This window comes from Curtobacterium sp. PhB78, assembly GCF_003751685.1.
In the GTDB taxonomy this organism is placed as follows: domain Bacteria; phylum Actinomycetota; class Actinomycetes; order Actinomycetales; family Microbacteriaceae; genus Curtobacterium.
This window is the reverse complement of record NZ_RKIA01000005.1, coordinates 63,282-85,820: the sequence shown is the minus strand read 5'-3', so window position 1 is coordinate 85,820 and position 22,539 is coordinate 63,282. Positions and strand designations below refer to the sequence as shown.

The window sequence follows — 22,539 nt, the reverse complement described above, 5'->3', positions numbered from 1 at the left end:
GTCGTTGCGGGGTCGTCCTACGCGGCGGGGGTCTCCTGCGTGCCGACGAGCTGCGCGCGGCCGAGCAGGTGCTCGCGCAGCACGAACCCGACGACCGCGGGGGTCGCGTCGGCCGGCGCCTCGAGCAGCGGCACGTCGAGGGCGCTCAGCGTGAAGTAGTAGCGGTGCACGCCGTGGCCCGCGGGCGGAGCGGCGCCGAGGAACGTGTCGGTGCCGAACTCGTTGCGGCGGCGCAGGGCTTCGGCCGGCAGCAGGGCGTCGTCGGTACCGGCGCCGGCGGGCAGCGAGGTCGCCGAGCCCGGGATGTCGGTCAGGCTCCAGTGCCAGAAGCCCGAACCGGTCGGGGCGTCGGGGTCGTACACGGTGAGCACGAAGCTCTTCGTGCCCTCGGGAGCGCCGGACCACTCGAGTGCGGGAGAGCGGTCCTCGCCTCCCGCGTCGGTGCCGCGCGCCGAGGTCGGCAGCTCGCCGCCGTCGGTGAAGTCGGGGCTGGTCAGGGTGAACGAGGGGACCTCGGGGAGGTTCCAGTTGGGGTCGTTGGCCATGCGCCCAGCCAACACCCACCGCCTCGGCGGCCGCCCGACGCGGCGGCCCGACGCGACCGCCCGACGCGGCCGCCCGGTGCGGTGGCCCTGTCCGAACTCCGCCGAATGACCGGGAACGGTGGAGGCACCCCCCTGTTCGGGGGTATCTTCGCCGCACGATCGACCATCCCGCCGATCGCGGCTCGACCGACCCGTTTCCCTGCAGCGTCGGTGGGGTCCCGTGCTGCCAGCACGACATGAGGACAACGATGTTCGACAAGCGTTTCATCCACCACGCCATCGATCGCAGCGCCGAGAACGCGCTCGACCGACGACGGTTCTTCGCAGCCGCCGGCGTCGCCGGCGCCTCAGCCGGCATCGCCGCGCTCGGCTCGTCGGTGCTCACCACCGACCGCGCCGCCGCCACCCCGGAAGAGGACGGTGCCGTCTCCGACGCCGCCATCCTCAACTTCGCCCTGAACCTCGAGTACCTCGAGGCCGAGTTCTACCTGCGTGCCGTGTTCGGCGCGGGCCTCGCCGACAGCATGATCACCGGCATCGACCCGCAGGGGCCGGTGATCGGTGGCAAGAAGGTGCCGTTCAAGACCGCGGCCATCCGCGGCATCGCCACCGAGATCGCGAACGACGAGCGCGCGCACGTGGCGTTCCTCCGATCCGCCCTCGGCGGTGCGACGGTCTCACGTCCGAAGATCGACCTCGTGTCGAGCTTCACCGCGGCGGCGCGCGCTGCGGGTGTGGTCGGCCCGACCGGCACCTTCGACCCGTTCGCCAGCGAGGAGAACTTCCTGCTCGGGGCGTACATCTTCGAGGACGTCGGGGTCACCGCCTACAAGGGAGCCGCGCCGCTCATCACCAGCAAGACGTACCTCAGTGCCGCGGCGGGCATCCTCGCCGTCGAGGCCTACCACGCCGGGATCATCCGGTCGAAGCTCTCGGACAAGGGGTTGCAGGTGCCGGCGAACAAGATCTCCGACGCCCGTGACTCGCTCGACGGTCCGACCGACGACGACCAGGGGGTGACGACCCGGTCGGGAGCGGTGAACCTCGTGCCGACGGACGCGAACTCGCTCGCCTACGGCCGCACCGCGGAGCGTGTCCTGAACGTGGTGTTCCTGAACCCGAACCAGATCGACAAGGGCGGGTTCTTCCCGGACGGCGTCAACGGCTCCATCGTCTCGAGCGGCAACCCCGGGAGCGCCACCGGACCGGCCTGATCCGCGCGACGCGACCGGTCGCGGTGAGCGCGACCACACGAGCGGACGGGAGGCACGGTGTCAGCTGGCACCGTGCCTCCCGTCCGCTCGTGGTCGCGAAAGCGACGGATGTCCGTCACGTCGGCGGGTCCGTGCCGCGAGGGCGACAGTGTGCCGCGAACGGTTCGCGGCAGACTGTCGCTTTCGCGGCAGCCGGGAGGGCCCCGACGGCAGACGGGCCGCAGCCGAGCGGGGCCCCGACGGCAGCCGGGCCGCAGCCGAGCGGGGCCCCGACGGCAGCCGGGCGTCAGGCGGCGAGGACGCGGTCGACGACGCGACCGAGCGCTGCCGTCGCCGCGATGGCGTCACCGGCGTAGGCGCCGGCCATCGCACCGTCGCGCGCGAGCATGAGCTCGTCGGCGCCGTCGCCGGGCAGCTGGTGGCCGGACTCCTGCAGCAGGGCGGCGAGCCGGTCGGTGTACCAGTCGCGGTGGGTGGCGACCACCTCGCGCACGGGGTCGCGGGGGTCGTGGTACTCGGCGGCGGCGTTGAGGAACGCGCACCCGCGGAAGTCGGGGTCGTTGACCTCGTCCGCCAGGGCAGCGACCCACGCGCGGACCGCTGCGGCGGAGGAGCCGGCGTCGGTGACGAGCTGTTCCAGGCGTTCCTGCACCCGCTCGTGCTGCGTGCGGATGTAGGCGAGGATCAGGTTGTCCTTCGACCCGTAGTGCTTGTAGAACGTCGCCTTCGTGACGCTCGCCTCGGAGATGAGGCGGTCGACGCCGACGCTGTGGATGCCCTCTTCGTAGAAGAGTCGCGTGGCCGTCTCGAGGATGCGGACCTTCGCGCCGCCGGAGCGGGGAGTCGGGGGGACGCTCGACCCGTCCGGCGACGCGAGGTTCGTGCTCGGACCAGGGAGACGCTGGACGGCCGGTTGGGGGGAATCGACCGTCACAGCGTGGCTCCTTGGTTCATCGGCTCCGCGACCGAGTGGGGGGACTCGTGGCCGCGAGGACTGATGTCCCGAGCCGCCGGATCGGAACTTAGGGGGGCTTTCGATCCGGCGTGAACGACTGTACCACAAGGAGGACAGACAGACGAGTCGGTCTGTCCGCAATTTCTGTACCCCTCTTCGAGTGACAGTCCATGGGCCTGTGGAAACTGGGCGGTGGGCTCCGGAGCATCAGTAGGCTCGTCTGCGATGAACCAGCCAGTGCCACTGCCGCTCGGGGCCCCGGACACGTCCTTCCTGACGTCCGGAGGGGCCTTCGTCCGCCGCACCGTGCTGCCGTCGGGTGTCCGCGTGCTGACCGAAGCCGTGCCCGGTGCCGCTTCGACGAGCATCGGGTTCTGGGTCGGCGTCGGTTCGCGTGACGAACGCGACGGCCAGTTCGGATCGACCCACTTCCTCGAGCACCTGCTGTTCAAGGGCACCGAGACCCGGTCGGCGCTCGACATCGCGATCGCGTTCGACTCGGTCGGCGGCGAGCACAACGCCGCGACCGCCAAGGAGTACACCTGCTACTACGCACGGGTGCGGGACGCCGACGTCCCGATGGCCGTGCAGGTCATCGGTGACATGGTGACCGGCTCCGTGCTCGACCCCGAGGCGTTCGCCGTCGAGCGCGGTGTCATCCTCGAAGAACTCGCGATGGCCGCCGACGACCCGGCCGACGTCGCGGGCGAAGCGTTCTTCGCCGCGGCCTTCGGCGGACACGCGCTCGGCCGCCCGATCGGCGGGACCCCGGACAGCATCCGTGCGGTCCAGCGGGACGAGGTCCTGGCCCACTACCGCGAGCACTACGCACCGAACGGCATCGTCGTGACCGCCGCCGGCGCCGTCGACCACGACCGGTTCTGCGACGCCGTCGCCGCGGTGTTCCACGACGCCCCGCACGCCGAGCCGCTCGCGCGCCGGACGCCGCAGACCGTCGCCGACCCCATCGAGCCCAAGCTGTCGGTGGTCCACCGTCCGACGGAGCAGGTCAGCATGCTGCGCGGCTCGCAGGGACTCGACCTGCGCGACGACCGCCGGCCGTCCCTCAGCGTCCTGAACGCCGTGCTCGGCGGGGGCATGAGCTCCCGGCTCTTCCAAGAGGTCCGCGAGCGACGCGGCCTCGCCTACGCGGTGTCGTCCTTCGCGCCCGCCTACCTCGACAACGGCGCCTTCGGCGTCTACGCGGGCTGTGCGCCCGACAACGTCCCCGGGGTCATCGAGATCATCGACGCCGAGTTCCGCCGCATGGTGGACGACGGCATCACCGACGACGAGCTCCGCCGTGCCAAGGGCCAGATCGAGGGCGCCCTGACGCTCTCGCTCGAGGACTCCGACGCCCGGATGACCCGCCTCGGCCGGTCCGAGCTCGGCACCGGGGAGTACACCGACCTGTCGACCGCACTGGAGCGTGTCGACCGGGTCACCACCGACGGCGTGCTCGAACTCGCCCGCGACCTCCTGACCCGCCCGACGATCACGTCGGTGGTCGGGGCGGTGCAGCAGGACGAGCTCGCCGCAGCGATCGGGATGGGCAGCTGAGCACGGACATGTCGCACTACCTGTACCTCGTCCGGCACGGCGAACACCAGGACGCCGAGCACGGCCTCCGCGACGGCAAGCTGTCGGAACGCGGCAAGCGCCAGGCCATGCTCGTCGCCGACCGTCTCGGCGGGCTGCCGTTCGACGGCGTGTACCACTCCCCGTTGGAGGCCCCGAGCGAGACCGCCGCGTTCCTGGCGCAGCGACTGCCGTCGATCCAGCCCGAACCGTCGACGCTGCTGTTCGACTGCGTCCCCTCCGGCCCGACCCCGGACATGCCCCACGCCTACCAGGGCTGGTACGGCGGCGTGACGGAAGAGGAGATCATCGCCGGCCAGGCGCAGATGGGCGACGCCGTCTCCGAGTGGTTCACCCCGGCGCGCGAGGACCGGCACGACCTGCTCATCACCCACAACGCCGTGATCGGCTGGTTCGTGCGCGAGGCGTTCCAGGCGCCCGAGTGGCGCTGGATGGGCACGAACGTCGCGCACACCGCGCTGACGATCATCCGGATCCGTTCCGCGAAGCCGGCCGAGGTGGTGGCCCTGAACGACCTGGCCCACCTGCCGGTCGAGCTCCGCACCGGGCTGCCGGTCGACCAGCCCGTCTAGCGGGAGACCGGCTTGCGGTACCAGGCGGTCGCGTTCGGGTTGTCGTTGAACGGCGCGACTCGCTCGTAGCCCCGGCTGCGGTACATCGCGCCCGCGGCGACGAGCGAGTCGTTCGTGTCCAGCACGATGCTCGTCGCCCCCAGCGCGGCGCCTTCCCGTTCGAGTGCGTCCATCAGCGCCGTGGCCACGCCCTTGCCCCGTCCCGCCGGGCTGACGAAGACGTGCTTGACCTCGAACTGGACGTCCGTGGTGGTCGCGTCGGGGTCGTCCGCGATCCGCCGCAGGCCGCCGCAGCCGACCGCGACCCCGCCGTCGTACGCCACCGCGAAGACCCCGTTCGGCGGCGTGAACTCCGCCGCCGGGGTGCGCTTCCGCGAGTACGCGCCCTGCGCACTGGGGAACGTCGCCTCGCGCTCGTCGAGGTACGCGTCGAGCAGGACGTCGACCTCGGGCAGATCGGCCGGCACGGTCCTGACCTCGACTGACATGCGTCGATCCTAGGATGGACCGCATGGTCACTCCCGTCGCCGTCGTCGGCGCCACCGGTCGTCTCGGGGGCCTCGTGGCCTCCGTCGTCGAGGAACTCCCGGAGTTCGAGCTCGTCGCCCGCCTGTCGTCGAAGGACGGTGCCCACGAAGCACCGCCGTCGGTGTTCGGCGGTGCCGCGCTCGTCGTGGACGTGACGGTGCCGGCGCTCAGCCCCGCGATCGTCGAGAACGCGCTGTCGAGCGGGGCGAACGTCCTCGTCGGCACGTCCGGGTGGTCCGCCGACCGTCTCGCGAAGCTCCGCACCGCCCTGCAGGAGCGTCCCGACCAGGGCGTCCTCGTGGTGCCGAACTTCTCGATCGGGTCGGTGCTCGGCACTCACCTGGCCACCATCGCGGCGCCGTGGTTCCCCTCCGTCGAGATCGTCGAGACGCACCACGCCGGCAAGATCGACTCGCCGTCCGGCACCGCGGTGCGCACCGCCGAGCTCATCGCCGAGGCCCGTCGCGACGTCGGCCCGGTCGAGGCCCCGCACGTCGACCAGCGCGCCCGCGGCCAGCAGGTGGCGAGCGTGCCGATCCACTCGCTCCGGTTGCCCGGGGTGAAGGCCGTGCAGGACGTCCTGCTCAGCGGCCCCGGCGAGACCCTGACGATCCGGCACGACACCAACGACGACGTCGCCTACGTCGCCGGGATCCGTGCGGCGTTGTCCGCCCTCGGATCCGCCCGCGGGCTCACCGTGGGCCTCGGCAGCGTCCTCGGCATCGGCTGACCCGGTGGGACGTGCAGCGCGTGCCGGCCGCGCGATCCGGTCGCCGTTCTGGGGAGCAGCGCTGATGACCCTGCTGCTGGCGCTCTACATCGTGCTCGTCGGGCAACGGGCCGTGGCGTTCATCGCCACCGGCATCCCGATCGGGATCGGCATCGGCGTCGCCCTGTTCGTCGTCGCCGCGATCGGGGCGCTGTTGCTCGTGCTCGAGTTCCGCTTCGGCATCCGGATCACCCGGCTCGGCTCCCGGCTCGAGGCCGAGGGCGGTGCACCGGAGGACGTCGTGCCCGTGCGTCCGTCCGGCCGTCCGACGCGCGAGGCCGCAGACGAGCTCTTCCCGCAGTACAAGGCCGCTGTCGAGCAGGACCCGGCGGACTGGCGCGCCTGGTACCGGCTCGGGGTCGTCTACGTCGCCGCGGGGGACCGCAAGCGCGCTCGCGCCGCGATGCGCACGGCCCTGACGCGGTCGAGCGCCTGAGACCCGGTCAGAGGACCGCGTCGACGGCGTCCACCGCACGCGTGTACCGGAACACGTAGCCGGACTCGAGCAGCTTCGTCGGCACCATCCGCTGACTCGACAGCAGCATCTCGTCGGCGGCGTCCTGCAGCGCCAGGCGCAGCGCGAACTCCGGGATCCGGAACAGGTACGGCCGGTGCAGGTCCTCGGCGACGCGCTTCGTGATGCGGTCGGCGACGACGGCTTCCGGCCCGGCGAGGTTGACCGGCCCGCTGACCCCGGACGCCGACGGGCTCGTCGCCAGGTGCACGATCGCCCCGACCTCGTCCTCGAGCGCGATCCACGGCCAGTGCTGCCCGCCGGTGCCGAGGCGACCGCCGAGCCCAGCCCGGGTGAGCGGGATGAGGGGTGCGAGCGCGCCGCCGCCCTCGCCGATCACGATGCCCGTGCGCAGGATGACGACCCGGACGCCCTCCGGAGCCGCGTTCGCCGCGGCCTCCCACGCGGTGCAGACCTCGGCGAGGAACCCGGTCCCGGGTGCCGCGTCGTCCTGCAGGACGTCCGCCGGACGGTCGCCGTACACGCCGGACGCCGACCCGGACAGGAACAGTGCCGGGGGAGTGCTGGCGTGCCGCATCGCCTCGACCAGGGTGTCGGTCGCGTCGACGCGGGAGCGCCGGATCTCCTCGCGGTACTTCGCGGTCCATGGCAGTTTGCCGATGTTCGCCCCCGCCAGGTTGATCACCACGTCCGCACCGTCGACGATGGCCGGGTCGAGCGGCCGGCGACCCGGGGCCCATCGGAACTCGGTGGCCGTGTGCGGCTCGCGCCGGACGAGCGTGGTCACGTGGTGGCCCGCCTCGCGCAGCGCGCGGACGAGCGGGGTGCCGATGAAACCGGACGCGCCGGCGATCAGGATCGAGAGGGGCTCTGCCGCCGTGTCTGCCATGCCGGCAACGCTACTCATGCTGCCGTTGGCTTTCGCCGACGTAGGCTTCTGTGTGTGAGCGACAGCGAGACCGTGCAGCCCGACCCCACCGTGCCGACCCCGTACGAGGACCTGCTCCGCCGGGTCCTGACCGAGGGCACGCCGAAGGGTGACCGCACCGGCACCGGGACCCGCAGCCTGTTCGGCGCGCAGCTCCGCTACGACCTGTCGAAGGGCTTCCCGCTCGTGACCACGAAGCGCGTGCACTTCAAGTCGATCGCGTACGAGCTGCTCTGGTTCCTGCGCGGCGACGGCAACGCCACCTGGCTGCAGGAGCACGGTGTCCGGATCTGGAACGAGTGGGCGGACGAGGACGGCGACCTCGGCCCCGTCTACGGCGTGCAGTGGCGCTCGTGGCCGACCCCGTCCGGCGAGCACGTCGACCAGATCGCCCAGGTCATCGACCAGATCCGCACGAACCCGGACAGCCGCCGGCTCATCGTCTCGGCGTGGAACGTCGCCGAGATCCCGGACATGGCGCTCGCACCGTGCCACGCGTTCTTCCAGTTCTACGTCAACGACGGCAAGCTCTCGTGCCAGCTCTACCAGCGCAGCGCCGACATGTTCCTCGGCGTCCCCTTCAACATCGCGTCGTACGCGCTGCTCACCCACATGATCGCCGCGCAGACCGGGCTCGAGGTCGGCGACTTCGTCTGGACCGGCGGCGACTGCCACGTCTACGACAACCACGTCGAGCAGGTCGAGGAGCAGCTGTCCCGCACGGCGTACGCCCTGCCGACGCTCGAGCTCGCGCCGCGCGACTCGATCGACGACTACGAGTACGAGGACTTCACCGTCGTCGGCTACCACCACCACCCGGCGATCAAGGCCGCGGTCGCCGTCTGATGATCGGCATGGTCTGGGCCCGGTCGACCGACGGGGTCATCGGGGCCGACGGCGGCATGCCCTGGCACGTGCCCGAGGACCTCGCGCACTTCAAGCAGGTCACCGGCGACGCCACGGTGCTCATGGGCCGTCGCACCTGGGAGTCCCTGCCGGAACGCTTCCGCCCGCTGCCCGGTCGGCGCAACGTGGTGCTCACCCGCGACGCGTCCTGGACCGCCGACGGCGCCGAGGTCGTGCACGACCTCCGCGCCGCGCTCGACGGTGCCGACGGTGCCGACAGCCCCGTCTGGGTCATCGGCGGCGGCCAGGTCTACGCCGCGGCGTTGGACCGTGCCGACCGGGTGTCCGAGACCGTCATCGACGTCGATGTGCCCGGCGACACCGTTGCACCGACGCTCGGCGAGCCGGCCGGCTGGACGCTCACCGACGAGGGCCCGTGGCAGGTGTCCCGCACCGGGACCCGCTACCGCTTCCTCGAGTGGCGCCGCGCGTAGCGCAGCACAACCAAAGTGCGTGCGAACCACGCGTTCCCGTGGTTCGCGATGACTTTGGTTGTGCGGACGGCCGCGGGCGGCCCTGGACGCACCCGTGACACCGGGCGTGAGCGGCAGGACGGACGCGATCCGGGCCTCCCGTCCGCGCCGCAGGCAGGCGACCGTCCACCCGGACGGCGGCCATCGCGCCCATCCCCGGTACGCTGGTGCCCGTGTCCCCGCGTGAGAATCCCTTCGGTCAGGTCCTCGTCGCCCTCGTGACCCCGTTCACGGCCGACGGTGAGGTCGACTGGCCCGGCGTCGAGCAGCACATCGACGACTGCATCACCGCCGGCGCCGACGGCATCGTCGTCACCGGGACGACCGGCGAGACCAGCACCCTGACCGACCCCGAGAAGCTCCGTCTGGTCGAGGTCGGCAAGTCCGTCGCCGCGGGCCGCGCGAAGATCATCACGGGTGGCGGGTCGAACGAGACCGCGCACGCGATCCACCTGTACAAGCAGAGCGAGAAGGCCGGCGCGGACGGCGTGATGATCGTCACGCCGTACTACAACAAGCCGACCCAGTCGGGTGTGCTCACCCACTTCCGGATGATCGCCGACGCCACCGACCTGCCGGTGATCCTGTACGACATCCCGGGGCGCACCGGCATCCCGATCACGTACGAGACGATCGTGCGGGCGTCGCACCACCCGAACATCCTCGCCGTGAAGGACGCCAAGGGCGACTTCGCCGAGGTGTCCCGCGTGCTCAACAACACCGACCTCATGTACTTCTCCGGCGACGACACCAACGTGCTCCCGCACCTGTCGATCGGCGCGACGGGCCTGATCGGCGTCACCGCGAACATCACGAGCACGCCGTACCGCACCATCATCGACGCCGTGAACCGCGGCGACCTGGCGACCGCCACCGCCGAGCACAAGCGCGTCGAGCCCCTCGTCCGCGCCGTGATGACCCACGTGCCCGGCACGGTCGCAGCGAAGTACATCCTGCACGGGCTCGGCCGCATCGGCAGCCCGCGCGTCCGTCTGCCGCTCGTCGGCCCCGAGGACTCCGAGGCGTACGCCATCGAGACCTCGCTCGAAGCCGTGCGCGACGTGCCCGGCGCCGACTTCTCGAACTTCCGCCCCGACCGCAACGCTGCGGCCGGCGGCGCACTGCCAAAGGTGCCAGGCACCACCCGCTAGCGAACACCGCGGCGCGCTCCTCGCGCGTCGCCTGAATCCGTAGGACCGAATGCCCACACAAGTCTCCACACCGCAGCCGCTCGAACCCGGCACCCTCCGCGTCATCCCCATCGGGGGACTCGGCGAGATCGGTCGCAACATGACCGTCTACGAGTACGAGGGCAAGCTCCTCATCGTCGACGCCGGCGTGCTCTTCCCCGAGGAGCACCAGCCCGGGGTCGACCTGATCCTGCCGGACTTCGCGCCGATCCGTGACCGTCTCGACGACGTCCTCGGTGTCGTGCTCACGCACGGCCATGAGGACCACATCGGTGCCGTCCCGTACCTGCTGAAGCTCCGCGACGACATCCCGCTGATCGGCTCCACGCTGACCCTCGCGCTCGTCGAGGCGAAGCTCAAGGAACACCGGATCAAGCCGTACACGCTCGTCGTGGCCGAGGACCAGACCGAGCAGCTCGGCCCGTTCCACCTCGAGTTCGTGGCCGTGAACCACTCCATCCCGGACGCCCTCGCCGTCGCGATCACGACCCCCGCCGGTCGTGTCCTGCACACGGGTGACTTCAAGATGGACCAGCTCCCGCTGGACGACCGCATCACCGACCTCCGTGCGTTCGCGCGTCTGGGGGAGCAGGGCGTCGACCTGTTCCTGCCGGACTCCACGAACGCCGACGTGCCGGGCTTCACCGCGCCCGAGCGCGACATCGGCCCGGTGCTCGAGAACATCATCACGCGCGCCCGCAAGAAGGTCGTCGTGGCGAGCTTCTCGTCGCACGTGCACCGTGTGCAGCAGGTCCTCGACGCCGCCGCGGCCGCGAACCGCAAGGTCGCGTTCATGGGGCGCTCGATGATCCGCAACATGACCATCGCCGCCGACCTCGGCTACCTCCGGGTGCCCGAGAACGTCCTCATCGACACCAAGAAGGCGAAGAACGTCCCCGACGACCAGATCGTCTACATGTCGACGGGGTCGCAGGGCGAGCCGATGGCCGTGCTCGCGCGCATGGCGAACCTCGAGCACCAGATCGAGATCGGCGAGGGCGACACCGTCATCCTCGCCTCGTCGCTGATCCCGGGCAACGAGAACGCCGTGTACCGCGTCATCGACGGGCTGACGAAGCTCGGCGCGAAGGTCGTGCACAAGGGCAACGCCAAGGTGCACGTCTCTGGACACGCCTCGGCCGGCGAACTGCTCTACTGCTACAACATCCTGCGTCCGCGCAACGTCCTGCCCGTGCACGGCGAACACCGCCACCTGTACGCGAACGCCGACCTGGCGATCCAGACGGGTGTACCGCCGCGCAACGTGATCCTCGGGCAGGACGGCATCGTCGTCGACCTGAAGGACGGCGTCGCGACGGTCGCCGGGCAGCTCGACATCGGCTACGTGTACGTCGACGGCTCGACCGTGGGCGAGATCACCGATGCCGACCTCAAGGACCGCCGCGTGCTGTCCGAAGAGGGCTTCATCTCGGTCTTCGCCGCGGTGGACTTCACCACCGGCCAGTGCGTCATCGGCCCGGAGATCCAGTCGCGCGGCTTCGCTGAGGACGACTCCGTGTTCGACGACGTCCGTCCCCAGATCGCCAAGGCGATCGCCGAGGCGGCCGCCAACGGCACGCGCGACTCGCACGCGTTCGCGCAGGTCGTCCGTCGCACGGTCGGCCGCTGGGTCAACACCAAGCACCGCCGCCGTCCGATGATCGTCCCGGTGGTCATCGAGGCGTAGCGCGTCAGTCGCGTTCGCCGCGTTCATCGCGGTCGACCGGGAGGCCCGTCCAGCGTCCGTCACGGATGCTGCGGCGGGCCTCCCTTGGTTTGTCCTGGGAGGGGATTAGGGTTCTGCCCATGGCCGGAGGCACCAAGTCGACCACGCGCTCGCGCGCGTCCACGTCGTCCCGTGGGAACGGGACGCGCGGTTCGTCGCGCACCCAGGCCACGACGAAGAAGCTGCCGCAGGCGGCACCGACACCGGTGTTCCGCGAGCAGAACCCGCTCGTGACGTTCTGGCTCGCGATGGCGCACGGCGTCGGTGCGATGTTCCGACTGCTCGGCAAGGAGTCCCTCGAGAAGGACCAGCGGCGTGACGGGTTCCCGTTCCTGCTGTTCGTGCTGGCCATCGCCGGTGCGGTCGTCGAGTGGCTCAACCCGACGAACGGCGTGTCGGTCGCCCTCGACGCGTACACGTTCGGCGGGCTGTTCGGCCGGTTGGCGTTCGCTCTGCCGGTGATCATGATCGTCTTCGCCGGATGGCTGTTCCGGCACCCGGCCTCGGTGCACGACAACACCCGGATCGGCATCGGCCTCGGGATCCTGCTCGTCGCGATCGCCTCGCTCTGCCACGTCTTCGGCGGGCAGCCGAGCGCAGCGGACGGCATGCCCGCCCTGGCTTCGGCCGGCGGTGTGCTCGGCTGGGTCGTGATCGGCTGGCTCGTCACGATCGCGACCGCCTGGGTCGCGGTCCCGGTGGCGATCGTGCTGCTCGTGCTCTCCCTCTTCATCATCACCAAGACGCCGCCGAACAAGGTCGGGCGTCGGCTGCACGAGCTGTACGCGTACCTGTTCGGAGCGCCGGCCCCGGCCGCCGAGCCCGAGGTCGAAGCGGCAGCAGCGGCACCCGCCACCCGCACCAAGACGACCAAGCGCGGCAAGAAGGGCGACACCGACTTCCAGCTGTTCGACGACCTCGGCTTCGGCGAGGAGCAGGCCGCTGCCGACGGTGACGCCGGCGGCGACAACGTGCCGTGGTGGCGGCGGAACAAGTCCGGGCGCGAAGAGGACCCGGCGTACGACAGCCCCGTCCTGCCCCCGGCCACCGGTGTCGCACCGACGGCCCCGCCCGCCGCGGCGGCTGCACCCGCTGCCCCGGTGGTCAACCCCAACGCGGGCGCTGCGGCCGGTCTCGTGGACCTGACGCCGGCCGAACCCGCGTCGGTCAACCTCAACGACTCCGTCGAACAGGACCTGCAGGTCGCCGAGCAGGCCCTGCGGGACTTCGGCACCGACGTCCCCGCACGTCCGGAGCCGACCGCGGCGATCCGCCCCGCGGTGCCCGACGTGGTCGCGGCACCCCTCGTCGAGGACCCCGTCGTCGACGAGCCCGAGGAACTCTCCGCGGCGGCGACCGACGACGACCCGTCGAAGCCGTACCGCCTGCCGGCCGCCACCACCCTGAGCTCCGGCACCCCCTCGGTCGCCCGCAGCCAGGCGAACGACGACATCGTCGCCGCCATCACCGGCGTGCTGACGGAGTTCAAGGTCGACGCGAAGGTCACCGGGTTCTCCCGCGGCCCGACGGTCACCCGCTACGAGATCGAGCTCGGCCCGGGTGTCAAGGTCGAGCGCGTCACGGCGCTGTCGAAGAACCTGTCGTACGCGGTGGCCTCCAACGAGGTCCGGATCCTCTCGCCGATCCCGGGCAAGAGCGCCATCGGCGTCGAGATCCCGAACTCCGACCGCGAGATCGTGTCCCTCGGCGACGTGCTGCGCTCGAACGCGGCACGCAAGTCGAAGCACCCGATGACGATCGGCGTCGGCAAGGACGTCGAGGGCGGCTTCGTCGTCGCGAACCTGGCGAAGATGCCGCACCTGCTCGTCGCCGGTTCGACCGGTTCCGGCAAGTCGGTCTTCATCAACTCGATGATCACGTCGCTGCTCATGCGGGCGAAGCCGTCCGAGGTCCGGATGGTCCTGGTCGACCCGAAGCGCGTCGAGCTCTCGATCTACGCGGGTGTCCCGCACCTCATCACGCCCATCATCACGAACCCGAAGAAGGCGGCCGAAGCGCTGCAGTGGGTCGTGAAGGAGATGGACATGCGGTACGACGACCTGGCGTCGTTCGGGTTCCGCCACGTCGACGACTTCAACAAGGCGATCGAGAACAACGAGATCGTCCTGCCCGCGGGCAGCGAGCGGAAGCTCAAGCCGTACCCGTACCTGCTCGTCGTCGTCGACGAGCTCGCGGACCTCATGCTCGTCGCCCCGCGCGACGTCGAGGAGTCGATCGTCCGCATCACCCAGCTCGCCCGTGCCGCCGGCATCCACCTGGTGCTCGCGACGCAGCGCCCGTCGGTGGACGTCATCACCGGCCTGATCAAGGCGAACGTGCCGTCCCGCATCGCCTTCGCGGTGACGAGCGTCACGGACTCCCGCGTCATCCTCGACCAGCCCGGCGCGGACAAGCTCATCGGTCAGGGCGACGCGCTCTTCCTGCCGATGGGGTCGTCGAAGTCCCTGCGCGTGCAGGGAGCGTGGGTGCAGGAGGGCGAGGTCGCCGAGGTCGTCCAGCACGTCACCCGCCAGGCCCAGCCCGAGTACCGCCAGGACGTCCAGGCCGTGGTCGAGCGCAAGGAGATCGACGCCGACATCGGCGACGACCTCGAACTGCTGCTCGCGGCGGTCGAACAGGTCGTCTCGACGCAGTTCGGCTCGACCTCGATGCTGCAGCGCAAGCTCCGGGTCGGCTTCGCCAAGGCCGGTCGCCTGATGGACCTGATGGAGTCCCGCGACATCGTCGGGCCGTCCGAGGGGTCGAAGGCCCGGGACGTGCTCGTCACCACCGACCAGCTGCCCGCGGTGCTCGCGAAGCTCCGCGGCGAGGAGCCGCCGGCTGCTCCGGCGCCCGTGGCCCCCGTGCCCGGCCCGGGTGACGACGGCGACCGCTACGGTGGCGACCCCGTGGGCGACATGACCCGCGGGTACGATGAAGTGCACGACGAGCCCGATGAGGACGCGTGGGGACTGACGGGCAGGGAGTGAAGGCGATGACCGCCTCGGACGGCACGGAGACGACGGACGGCGCCACGACACACGGCGCGAAGTTCCCCTGGCGCGGGCGACTGCTCCGCAAGGGTCCCGGCCCCGCATCGACGGCGAACGTCGCGAACATCATCACCGTGGTGCGCATCCTCATGGCGCCGCTGTTCTTCGTGCTGCTCCTCGCCGACGCCGGCGACGACGGCCCGCTGCGCATCTGGGCGGCGATCGTCTTCGTCGTCGCGATCGTGACCGACAGCGCCGACGGCATCATCGCCCGGCGGCAGAACCTGGTCACCGACTTCGGCAAGCTCGTCGACCCGATCGCCGACAAGGTCCTGATCGGCGGCGCGCTCGTCGCCCTGTCGATCCTGCTCGAGCTGCCCTGGTATGTGACGGTGCTCATCATGGTGCGCGAGATCGGCATCACGGTGTTCCGCTTCGCGGTGCTGTCGGACCGGGTGATCCCGGCCAGTCGCGGTGGCAAGATCAAGACCGTGCTGCAGGCCGTCGCCCTGACGTCGGCACTCTTCCCGTGGTGGGAGCTCGTCGGCGACTGGGCGCACTGGGTCAACGTGGTGCTGATGAGCGCCGCCTTCCTGGCGACCGTGCTCAGCGGCATCGACTACCTGTACCAGGCGTGGAAGCACAACCGGACCACCGCGTGACGCAGGCCGACGACGCGACCGGCGCCGTGCCTCCCGGCCCTGCCGACACGGTCGACGCGATCGCGCAGCACCTGGTCGCCGACCTGACGCGTCGCGGTGAGACCGTCGCCGTGGCGGAGTCGCTCACCGGCGGGTTGGTGGTGTCGACGCTCGTCGGTGTTCCGGGGGCGAGCGCCGTGGTGCGCGGGGGAGTCGTGGCCTACGCGACGCCCGTCAAGCACACCGTGCTCGGGGTGTCGTCGGCGTTGCTGGCGGCCAACGGGGCCGTCGATCCCGAGGTCGCGCGGCAGATGGCGGCCGGTGTCCGCATCGCGCTGTCCGTCGGTGGTGAGCCGGCGACGTGGGGGATCAGCACGACCGGTGTCGCGGGGCCGGACCCGCAGGACGGCAAGCCGGTCGGCACCGTCTACGTCGGCATCGCGTCGGCGGACGGCGCCACTGCCTGGGAACTCCACCTCGACGGGGACCGCGGTGCAATCCGCACGGCGTCCGTCTCCGAACTCCTGACACGGATGTCGTCCGTGGTCCGGGGCCGGGAATAGGTCCCGTTTCCACTGGGTTACATCTCACGCAATCTCCAGCAGGACGGCAGCCAGCCTGGTTAGCATGCTTCAACCGGCAACGCTAAAGTTGCTGAACCCGAACTCGATCCTCCGGATCGGGCGGGCGCGGAGACGACAGAGAGGAGGAGTTCTCATGGTTCTCGTTCGTCAGGAAATCGGCGATGTGCTTCGGGACTTCCGCTTGCAGAAGGGCCGGACCCTCCGTCAGGTCGCGTCCAAGGCCAGTGTGGCTCTCGGGTACCTCAGTGAGGTCGAGCGTGGTCAGAAAGAGGCCAGCTCGGAGATCCTCGCGTCCGTCGCGGATGCGCTGGACACCCCCATCTCCACGATCATGCGCGAGGTGGGCGACCGCCTCGCGATCGTCGAGGGACTCACTCCCGTCCCCGACACGCTCCCGGACGACCTCGTCGCCGAGTTCGACAACGACCTCGCGGTGCGCTGAGCGCCTCGCACTGAACGCCCCCGCCGGAACCTCCCGGCGGGGGCGTTCTGCGTCCGGGGCGCTGTGTGTTCGGGGACGCTTTAGGCTTGTCGGATGCGGGTGAGTGAGTTCTGGCGTGCCGTCGACCAGGTGTTCGGCGAGGCCTACGGGTCCGTGGTCAGCCGTGACGTCGTGCTCGAGGAACTCGGTGGCCGCTCGGCCGTGGACGCCCTCGCCGCCGGCATCGACGCCCGTCGGGTGTGGGACGCCCTCTGCGACTCGCAGGACGTCCCGCTCGACCGGCGGCACGGCAAGGGGTTGGCCGAGCCGCAGAACTGAGGCGTCCGCGCTCCGTCGCGCCGCCGTCATCACCCGAAACTGTGTTCGGCGTGTTGCTCGAACGGGTGTTCGATCGGTGGTACGTTCCTCCACAGCGGCGTCGCCCGGGTGTTCCATCCACAGATCGCGTGACCGTCGGCAGTGATGTCGGTGGCCAGCCATAGGTTGATGGACATCGGGAACAGCCCGAAGCCTTGTCGCAGAACCATCGGCCTTGCACCACCGGCCGGCGTGGACGCGACAGCCTACAGGCGGCCGAACACGAGCACGAAGGAGCACCCCATGCCATCACCGGCAGACCGCGAAAAGGCCCTCGAGACCGCACTCGCACAGATCGACAGGCAGTTCGGCAAGGGTGCGATCATGCGCCTCGGTTCGGACGAACGCGCCCCCGTCAACGTCATCCAGACCGGGTCGGTGGCGCTCGACGTCGCGCTCGGCATCGGGGGACTGCCCCGCGGCCGCATCGTCGAGATCTACGGCCCGGAGTCCTCGGGCAAGACGACCCTCACCATCCACGCCATCGCCAACGCCCAGCGCGCCGGTGGCATCGCGGCCTTCATCGACGCCGAGCACGCGCTCGACCCGGAGTACGCCAAGAAGCTCGGTGTCGACATCGACGCCCTGCTCGTGTCGCAGCCGGACACCGCCGAGCAGGCGCTCGAGATCGCGGACATGCTCGTCCGCTCCGGCTCGATCGACCTCATCGTGATCGACTCGGTCGCAGCACTGGTGCCGCGCGCCGAGATCGAGGGCGAGATGGGTGACTCCCACGTCGGTCTGCAGGCCCGCCTCATGTCCCAGGCGCTGCGCAAGCTCGCCGGTGGGCTGAACCAGACGCAGACCACGATGATCTTCATCAACCAGCTGCGCGAGAAGATCGGTGTGTTCTTCGGTTCCCCGGAGACCACCTCGGGCGGTAAGGCACTGAAGTTCTACGCGTCCGTCCGCCTCGACATCCGTCGCATCGAGACGCTCAAGAGCGGCACCGACGCGGTGGGCAACCGCACGCGTGTCAAGGTCGTCAAGAACAAGATGGCGCCGCCCTTCAAGCAGGCCGAGTTCGACATCCTGTACGGCGTCGGCATCTCGCGCGAAGGCTCGCTGCTCGACTTCGGTGTCGACCACGGCATCGTCAAGAAGTCGGGTGCCTGGTACACCTACGACGGCGACCAGCTCGGGCAGGGCAAGGAGAACTCGCGTTCCTTCCTGATCCAGAACCCCGACACCGCGGCTGAGATCGAGGGCAAGATCCTCGCCAAGCTCGGCGTCGGTGGCGCCAAGGCGGAAGAGGCTCCGGTCGAGTCGATCGCGCCGAAGCTCGCGGAGCGCAAGGGCGCGTGAGCACCGACCACGACGACGACGGCCTCGCACCGGTCACCGACCTGTTCGGTGCGAGGTCCCGTCGCCGGGCCCCGGCAGCTGCGGAGCCCACCCCCGAACCCGAGCAGCCGGTGCCAAGCATTCCAGAGCCCGTGCTCGAGGACGATGCGGACACCCCCGTCCCGTTGCCCATCCGCGGGCCGCGTGCACAGGCCGACTGGGTCTCGCCGGTCATCGGCGACGGTTCCGGCCGGACCGCGCGGGCCGAGCAGGACGGCTACGACGACGACGGGGCGGACGCCACGACGGCGTCGGTCTTCTCGATCGCCGGTGGCGAAGAACTCGACCCTGCGGATGCTCCGCGTCCCCTGGACGAGCAACGCGCCGACGCCGAGCGGCTCAGCATGCGGGCGCTCGGCCGCAAGGGCGTGAGCGAGTCCGAGATGCGGACACTGCTCACCCAGCAGGACCTCGACCCCGACGTGGTCGAGCACGAGATCGAACGCCTGACCCGCGTCGGGCTGCTCGACGACGTCGCCCTCGCCACCGACCTGGTGGACCGCTTGCACGCCCGCAAGGGTCTGGGGCGGCAGGGCGTGATCACCGAGTTGCGTCGTCGTGGCATCGACCAGATCGCGATCGACACCGCGCTCGACGAAGCCGCCGATGACGAGGACGACGAGTTCATCCGCGCCCAGGAGCTCGCCGACAAGCGTGCGCCGCAGATGCGTGGGCTCGACCGTGCGACCGCCGAGCGTCGGTTGTCGGGGTTCCTGATGCGCAAGGGCTACGGCTCGGGCGTGGTTCGGATCGCCGTCCAGCGGGCCCTCGACGGCGGCGGACGCCGCCCTCCGACGGGCCGCGGGACCGTGCGCTTCGAGTAGTCGCCCCGACCTACACTGGGACGACCATGGCCACCGTCGCAGCGCGCCAGCGCACCTACGAAGTCCGCACCTACGGGTGCCAGATGAACGTCCACGACTCCGAGCGGCTGAGCGGGTCGCTGCAGGCTGCGGGCTACATGGCGGCCGACGGCGAGCAGGCCGACGTCGTCGTGATCAACACCTGTGCGGTGCGCGAGAACGCGGACAACCGTCTGTACGGCAACCTCGGACAGCTCGCCGGCATCAAGCGCGACCACCCCGGCATGCAGATCGCCGTCGGTGGGTGCCTGGCGCAGAAGGACAAGAACGTCATCCTCGAGAAGGCGCCGTGGGTGGACGTGGTCTTCGGCACGCACAACATGGGCTCGTTGCCGACGCTGCTCGAACGCGCGCGGCACAACGACGAGGCGCAGATCGAGATCCTCGAAGCGCTCGACGTGTTCCCGTCGACGCTTCCGACCAAGCGCGACTCGACCCACAGCGGGTGGGTGTCGATCTCGGTCGGGTGCAACAACACGTGCACGTTCTGCATCGTCCCGTCGCTCCGCGGCAAGGAGAAGGACCGCCGCCCGGGTGACGTCCTGGCCGAGATCCAGGCGCTCGTCGACGACGGCGCGATCGAGGTCACGCTGCTCGGGCAGAACGTGAACTCGTACGGGGTCGAGTTCGGCGACCGTCAGGCGTTCGGCAAGCTGCTGCGCGCGGCCGGCACCATCGACGGCCTCGAGCGCATCCGCTTCACGAGCCCGCACCCGGCAGCCTTCACCGACGACGTCATCGACGCCATGGCCGAGACCCCGAACGTCATGCCGCAGCTGCACATGCCGTTGCAGTCCGGGTCCGACCGGGTCCTCAAGGCGATGCGGCGGAGCTACCGGAGCGAGCGGTTCCTCGGCATCCTCGACCGGGTGCGCGCCAAGATCCCGAACGCGGCGATCTCGACCGACATCATCGTCGGGTTCCCCGGCGAGACGGAAGAGGACTTCGCGGACACCCTCCGCGTCGTCGAGCAGGCACGGTTCGCCAGCGCCTTCACCTTCCAGTACTCGATCCGTCCCGGCACCCCGGCAGCGACGATGGACGACCAGCTGCCGAAGCACGTCGTGCAGGAGCGGTACGAGCGGCTCGTCGTGCTGCAGGAACGCATCACCGCGGAGGAGAACGCCGCGCAGGTCGGCCGGAGCGTCGAGGTCCTCGTCGCGACGGGCGAGGGGCGGAAGGACGACGCCACCCGCCGGTTGTCCGGACGCGCCGAGGACTCGCGGCTCGTGCACTTCGCCGTGCCGGAGGGCTCCGCGGTCCCGCGACCCGGCGACGTCGTGACGGTCGAGATCACCCGAGCGGCCCCGCACTTCCTGATCGCCGACGACGACGCTCCACTGCGCATCCGACGCACCCGAGCGGGCGACGCCTGGGACCGCGCCGAGGCCGAGAGCTGCGGCGTGCCGACCCCGGCGGCGCCCGGCGACGGTCCGCGCCCGGTGTCGCTCGGGCTGCCGACGCTCCGTGTCGGGCGCTGACGCCCCCGTCGGGGACGGCCCCGAGCGCGACCCGGCCCAGCACTGCGGGCTCGATGCCTCCGACGCTGATCTGATCGCCGTCGTCGGCGCGACCGGGACGGGCAAGTCCGACCTCGGGATCGCGATCGCCGAACGCCTCCGCGCCGCCGGCCGGAACGCCGAGATCGTCAACGCGGACGCCATGCAGCTGTACCGGGGCATGGACATCGGCACCGCGAAGCTGTCGTTCGACGAACGGCACGGCATCCCGCACCACCAACTCGACGTGCTCGACGTCACCGACGAGGCGAGCGTCGCCGCGTACCAGGTGGCTGCCCGAGCCGACGTGGACCGGATCCAGGCGGACGGCGGCGTCGCCGTGCTCGTCGGCGGCAGTGGTCTCTACGTGTCCTCCGTCCTGTTCGACCTGGCGTTCCCCGGCACCGACCCGGAACTCCGCGCGCAGCTCGAGCGCGAGCACGACGAGCTCGGTCCGGGCATCCTGCTCGAGCGGCTCCGCGGCCTGGACCCGGCGGCCGCAGCGACGATCGATGCACGCAACCCACGGCGGTTGATCCGGGCACTCGAGATCGCGAGCCGGTCCGAGGTCGTGACCCCGAGCCTCCCGTCCGCGCCCCGCGCCTGGCGACCGTCCCGCATCCTGCACCTGCGACGGGATCGTGAGCAGCTGGTCGCGGCGCTGCACGCGCGTGCGGCGGGGATGTTCGCCGCCGGACTCGTCGACGAGGTCGCGGCTCTGCGCGAGCAGGGCATCGAGCACGGGAAGACCGCGCGGGCCGCGATCGGGTACTCGCAGGCGCTCGACGTGCTGCGGGGGACCTCCACGATCGAGGCCGCGGTCGAGGCGACCGGGATCGCGACGCGCAAGTACGCCCGACGGCAGGTGTCCTGGTTCCGCCGCTACACCGACGCCGAGACCCTCGACGTCACCGGAGCCGACCGCGGGGACCTGTCGGAACTGGCCCGTAGGATCGTCCCGTGACCGAGCTGCACTTCACCAAGGGCCAGGGGACCGGCAACGACTTCGTCCTGTTCGCCGACCCCGACGCCACCGTCGACCTGACCCCCGAGCGGATCCGCGCGATCGCGGACCGACGCTTCGGCGTGGGCGGCGACGGCGTGATCCGTGCGGTGCGGTCCGAATCGATCCCCGAAGGACGCGCCCTGGTGGCCGTCGAACCCGCGGCGACGTGGTTCATGGACTACCACAACGCCGACGGCACGGTCGCCGAGATGTGCGGCAACGGGATCCGGGTGTTCGCGCGGTACCTGACCGAGTCCGGCCTGGTCGAGCTCGCACCCGGCGAGACCCTGACCGTCGGCAGCCGCAAGGGCCTGGTCGACATCCAGCGGACCACGAACGGCTTCGCTGCCGACCTCGGCCGGTGGGGGCTGGGCATCGAGGACGGCGGCTCGGACGACGTCATGGTGCGCGCCAAGAACCTCGACGGCGCCCGGCCCGGCATCGGCATCGACGTCGGCAACCCGCACGTCGTCGTCGCCGTCGCGACCGAGGACGAACTCGCCGACCTCGACCTGACCTTCCTGCCCGTGCTCGACCCGGCGCCCGAGCACGGCGCCAACGTCGAGTTCGTGCTGCCCGGCGACCCCCTGATCAACGACGGCGTCGGCGAGATCACGATGCGGGTGCACGAGCGGGGCAGCGGCGAGACGCTGTCGTGCGGCACCGGTGCGGTGGCTGCGGCCCTCGCGACGCGGTACTGGGTGGGCTCCGGTGCGCCGGACACCTGGCGCGTACGGGTGCCGGGCGGCGTCGTGACGGTGCGGATGTTCGCGGCGGAGGACGGCGAGCACGTGTCGCTGTCCGGTCCCGCCGAGCTGGTGTTCTCCGGCGACCTGACGGTCTGACGCGGGGCGCGGGGCCGCGGGGGCCGCGGGGCGGGGGCCGCGCGGCGGGCTTCGCTTCGTGAGCAGAAATGGTCGGGTGCGCTGC

23 protein-coding genes are annotated in these 22,539 nt (G+C 70.8%); 19 read left to right on the top strand and 4 right to left on the bottom strand.

Annotation, left to right across the window (positions count from 1 at the left end; translation table 11 throughout):
* Positions 1-17: 17 nt before the first annotated feature.
* Positions 18-545, bottom strand: coding sequence for a YbhB/YbcL family Raf kinase inhibitor-like protein (locus tag EDF53_RS12655; RefSeq protein WP_123293919.1), 528 nt, complete (start codon positions 543-545; stop codon positions 18-20).
* Between the two features lie 248 nt (positions 546-793).
* On the opposite strand from EDF53_RS12655, the gene EDF53_RS12650 reads away from it, so the two are divergent.
* Positions 794-1,759 (top strand): ferritin-like domain-containing protein, encoded by a 966-nt coding sequence (locus EDF53_RS12650; protein ID WP_123293918.1) that lies wholly within the window; start codon positions 794-796, stop codon positions 1,757-1,759.
* Positions 1,760-2,045: 286 nt separating this feature from the next.
* Here EDF53_RS12650 and EDF53_RS12645 read toward each other — a convergent pair whose 3' ends face one another.
* Positions 2,046-2,693 carry a TetR/AcrR family transcriptional regulator gene (locus EDF53_RS12645; protein ID WP_123293917.1) on the bottom strand — a complete coding sequence of 216 codons (648 nt, stop codon included), beginning with the start codon at positions 2,691-2,693 and terminating at the stop codon, positions 2,046-2,048.
* A 246-nt stretch (positions 2,694-2,939) separates the two neighbouring features.
* Here EDF53_RS12645 and EDF53_RS12640 point away from each other — a divergent pair, with 246 nt between their 5' ends.
* The gene (locus tag EDF53_RS12640; protein ID WP_123293916.1) at positions 2,940-4,274 is read left to right on the top strand and encodes a pitrilysin family protein; all 1,335 of its coding nucleotides are present in this window, start codon (positions 2,940-2,942) and stop codon (positions 4,272-4,274) included.
* An 8-nt stretch (positions 4,275-4,282) separates the two neighbouring features.
* A complete protein-coding gene (locus EDF53_RS12635) occupies positions 4,283-4,885 on the top strand; it encodes a histidine phosphatase family protein (RefSeq protein WP_111084585.1) in 603 nt (200 codons plus the stop codon).
* On the opposite strand, the gene EDF53_RS12630 is transcribed toward EDF53_RS12635, so the two are convergent.
* Complete coding sequence (locus EDF53_RS12630; RefSeq protein ID WP_123293915.1) at positions 4,882-5,373, bottom strand: GNAT family N-acetyltransferase; 492 nt, start codon at positions 5,371-5,373, stop codon at positions 4,882-4,884. The genes EDF53_RS12635 and EDF53_RS12630 overlap by 4 nt on opposite strands.
* Positions 5,374-5,396: 23 nt before the next feature.
* On the opposite strand from EDF53_RS12630, the gene EDF53_RS12625 reads away from it, so the two are divergent.
* Together EDF53_RS12625 and EDF53_RS12620 are read left to right on the top strand one after the other, a co-directional pair.
* Positions 5,397-6,143 carry a 4-hydroxy-tetrahydrodipicolinate reductase gene (locus EDF53_RS12625; protein ID WP_228505012.1) on the top strand — a complete coding sequence of 249 codons (747 nt, stop codon included), beginning with the start codon at positions 5,397-5,399 and terminating at the stop codon, positions 6,141-6,143.
* Between the two features lie 4 nt (positions 6,144-6,147).
* Positions 6,148-6,618 (top strand): tetratricopeptide repeat protein, encoded by a 471-nt coding sequence (locus tag EDF53_RS12620; RefSeq protein WP_395873590.1) that lies wholly within the window; start codon positions 6,148-6,150, stop codon positions 6,616-6,618.
* 7 nt (positions 6,619-6,625) lie between these two features.
* Here EDF53_RS12620 and EDF53_RS12615 read toward each other — a convergent pair whose 3' ends face one another.
* Positions 6,626-7,546 (bottom strand): TIGR01777 family oxidoreductase, encoded by a 921-nt coding sequence (locus EDF53_RS12615; protein ID WP_123293914.1) that lies wholly within the window; start codon positions 7,544-7,546, stop codon positions 6,626-6,628.
* A 54-nt stretch (positions 7,547-7,600) separates the two neighbouring features.
* Between EDF53_RS12615 and EDF53_RS12610 the strand changes: the two genes are divergently transcribed.
* The 14 genes from EDF53_RS12610 (at position 7,601) to dapF (ending at position 22,454) form a co-directional block, all read left to right on the top strand.
* Entirely contained in the window at positions 7,601-8,431 is an 831-nt protein-coding gene (locus tag EDF53_RS12610; protein WP_123293913.1) for a thymidylate synthase, read from the top strand.
* Positions 8,431-8,925 (top strand): dihydrofolate reductase, encoded by a 495-nt coding sequence (locus tag EDF53_RS12605; protein WP_123293912.1) that lies wholly within the window; start codon positions 8,431-8,433, stop codon positions 8,923-8,925. The genes EDF53_RS12610 and EDF53_RS12605 overlap by 1 nt, the downstream gene beginning before the upstream one ends.
* A gap of 212 nt (positions 8,926-9,137) precedes the next feature.
* On the top strand, positions 9,138-10,115 hold the full coding sequence (gene dapA / locus EDF53_RS12600) for a 4-hydroxy-tetrahydrodipicolinate synthase (protein WP_111084638.1): 978 nt from the start codon (positions 9,138-9,140) through the stop codon (positions 10,113-10,115).
* Between the two features lie 49 nt (positions 10,116-10,164).
* Complete coding sequence (locus EDF53_RS12595; protein ID WP_123293911.1) at positions 10,165-11,841, top strand: ribonuclease J; 1,677 nt, start codon at positions 10,165-10,167, stop codon at positions 11,839-11,841.
* Between the two features lie 119 nt (positions 11,842-11,960).
* Positions 11,961-14,870 (top strand): DNA translocase FtsK, encoded by a 2,910-nt coding sequence (locus tag EDF53_RS12590; RefSeq protein ID WP_123293910.1) that lies wholly within the window; start codon positions 11,961-11,963, stop codon positions 14,868-14,870.
* Positions 14,867-15,535, top strand: coding sequence for a CDP-diacylglycerol--glycerol-3-phosphate 3-phosphatidyltransferase (gene pgsA / locus EDF53_RS12585; protein WP_123293909.1), 669 nt, complete (start codon positions 14,867-14,869; stop codon positions 15,533-15,535). The genes EDF53_RS12590 and pgsA overlap by 4 nt, the downstream gene beginning before the upstream one ends.
* Complete coding sequence (locus tag EDF53_RS12580; protein WP_395873586.1) at positions 15,532-16,077, top strand: CinA family protein; 546 nt, start codon at positions 15,532-15,534, stop codon at positions 16,075-16,077. The genes pgsA and EDF53_RS12580 overlap by 4 nt, the downstream gene beginning before the upstream one ends.
* Positions 16,078-16,231: 154 nt before the next feature.
* Positions 16,232-16,540: a helix-turn-helix domain-containing protein gene (locus EDF53_RS12575; protein WP_027464765.1), complete on the top strand. Its 309-nt coding sequence runs from the start codon at positions 16,232-16,234 to the stop codon at positions 16,538-16,540.
* Positions 16,541-16,633: 93 nt separating this feature from the next.
* Complete coding sequence (locus EDF53_RS12570) at positions 16,634-16,858, top strand: DUF3046 domain-containing protein (RefSeq protein WP_123293908.1); 225 nt, start codon at positions 16,634-16,636, stop codon at positions 16,856-16,858.
* 282 nt (positions 16,859-17,140) lie between these two features.
* Positions 17,141-18,202, top strand: coding sequence for a recombinase RecA (gene recA / locus EDF53_RS12565; RefSeq protein ID WP_111084595.1), 1,062 nt, complete (start codon positions 17,141-17,143; stop codon positions 18,200-18,202).
* Positions 18,199-19,065, top strand: coding sequence for a regulatory protein RecX (locus EDF53_RS12560; RefSeq protein WP_123293907.1), 867 nt, complete (start codon positions 18,199-18,201; stop codon positions 19,063-19,065). Before recA ends, EDF53_RS12560 begins: the two co-directional genes overlap by 4 nt.
* 26 nt (positions 19,066-19,091) lie before the next feature.
* Complete coding sequence (miaB, locus tag EDF53_RS12555) at positions 19,092-20,585, top strand: tRNA (N6-isopentenyl adenosine(37)-C2)-methylthiotransferase MiaB (protein ID WP_123293906.1); 1,494 nt, start codon at positions 19,092-19,094, stop codon at positions 20,583-20,585.
* A gap of 70 nt (positions 20,586-20,655) precedes the next feature.
* The gene (gene miaA / locus EDF53_RS12550) at positions 20,656-21,567 is read left to right on the top strand and encodes a tRNA (adenosine(37)-N6)-dimethylallyltransferase MiaA (protein ID WP_123294177.1); all 912 of its coding nucleotides are present in this window, start codon (positions 20,656-20,658) and stop codon (positions 21,565-21,567) included.
* Positions 21,564-22,454 carry a diaminopimelate epimerase gene (gene dapF, locus EDF53_RS12545; protein ID WP_123293905.1) on the top strand — a complete coding sequence of 297 codons (891 nt, stop codon included), beginning with the start codon at positions 21,564-21,566 and terminating at the stop codon, positions 22,452-22,454. Before miaA ends, dapF begins: the two co-directional genes overlap by 4 nt.
* Positions 22,455-22,539: the final 85 nt, after the last annotated feature.

Coding starts and splice junctions, on each gene's coding strand:
- EDF53_RS12655 (WP_123293919.1), bottom strand. CDS start 545: ATGGCCAACGACCCCAACTGGAACCTCCCCGAGGTCCCCTCGTTCACC.
- EDF53_RS12650 (WP_123293918.1), top strand. CDS start 794: ATGTTCGACAAGCGTTTCATCCACCACGCCATCGATCGCAGCGCCGAG.
- EDF53_RS12640 (WP_123293916.1), top strand. CDS start 2,940: ATGAACCAGCCAGTGCCACTGCCGCTCGGGGCCCCGGACACGTCCTTC.
- EDF53_RS12635 (WP_111084585.1), top strand. CDS start 4,283: ATGTCGCACTACCTGTACCTCGTCCGGCACGGCGAACACCAGGACGCC.
- EDF53_RS12630 (WP_123293915.1), bottom strand. CDS start 5,373: ATGTCAGTCGAGGTCAGGACCGTGCCGGCCGATCTGCCCGAGGTCGAC.
- EDF53_RS12625 (WP_228505012.1), top strand. CDS start 5,397: ATGGTCACTCCCGTCGCCGTCGTCGGCGCCACCGGTCGTCTCGGGGGC.
- EDF53_RS12615 (WP_123293914.1), bottom strand. CDS start 7,546: ATGGCAGACACGGCGGCAGAGCCCCTCTCGATCCTGATCGCCGGCGCG.
- EDF53_RS12605 (WP_123293912.1), top strand. CDS start 8,431: ATGATCGGCATGGTCTGGGCCCGGTCGACCGACGGGGTCATCGGGGCC.
- EDF53_RS12595 (WP_123293911.1), top strand. CDS start 10,165: ATGCCCACACAAGTCTCCACACCGCAGCCGCTCGAACCCGGCACCCTC.
- EDF53_RS12590 (WP_123293910.1), top strand. CDS start 11,961: ATGGCCGGAGGCACCAAGTCGACCACGCGCTCGCGCGCGTCCACGTCG.
- EDF53_RS12575 (WP_027464765.1), top strand. CDS start 16,232: ATGGTTCTCGTTCGTCAGGAAATCGGCGATGTGCTTCGGGACTTCCGC.
- EDF53_RS12570 (WP_123293908.1), top strand. CDS start 16,634: ATGCGGGTGAGTGAGTTCTGGCGTGCCGTCGACCAGGTGTTCGGCGAG.
- recA (WP_111084595.1), top strand. CDS start 17,141: ATGCCATCACCGGCAGACCGCGAAAAGGCCCTCGAGACCGCACTCGCA.
- miaB (WP_123293906.1), top strand. CDS start 19,092: ATGGCCACCGTCGCAGCGCGCCAGCGCACCTACGAAGTCCGCACCTAC.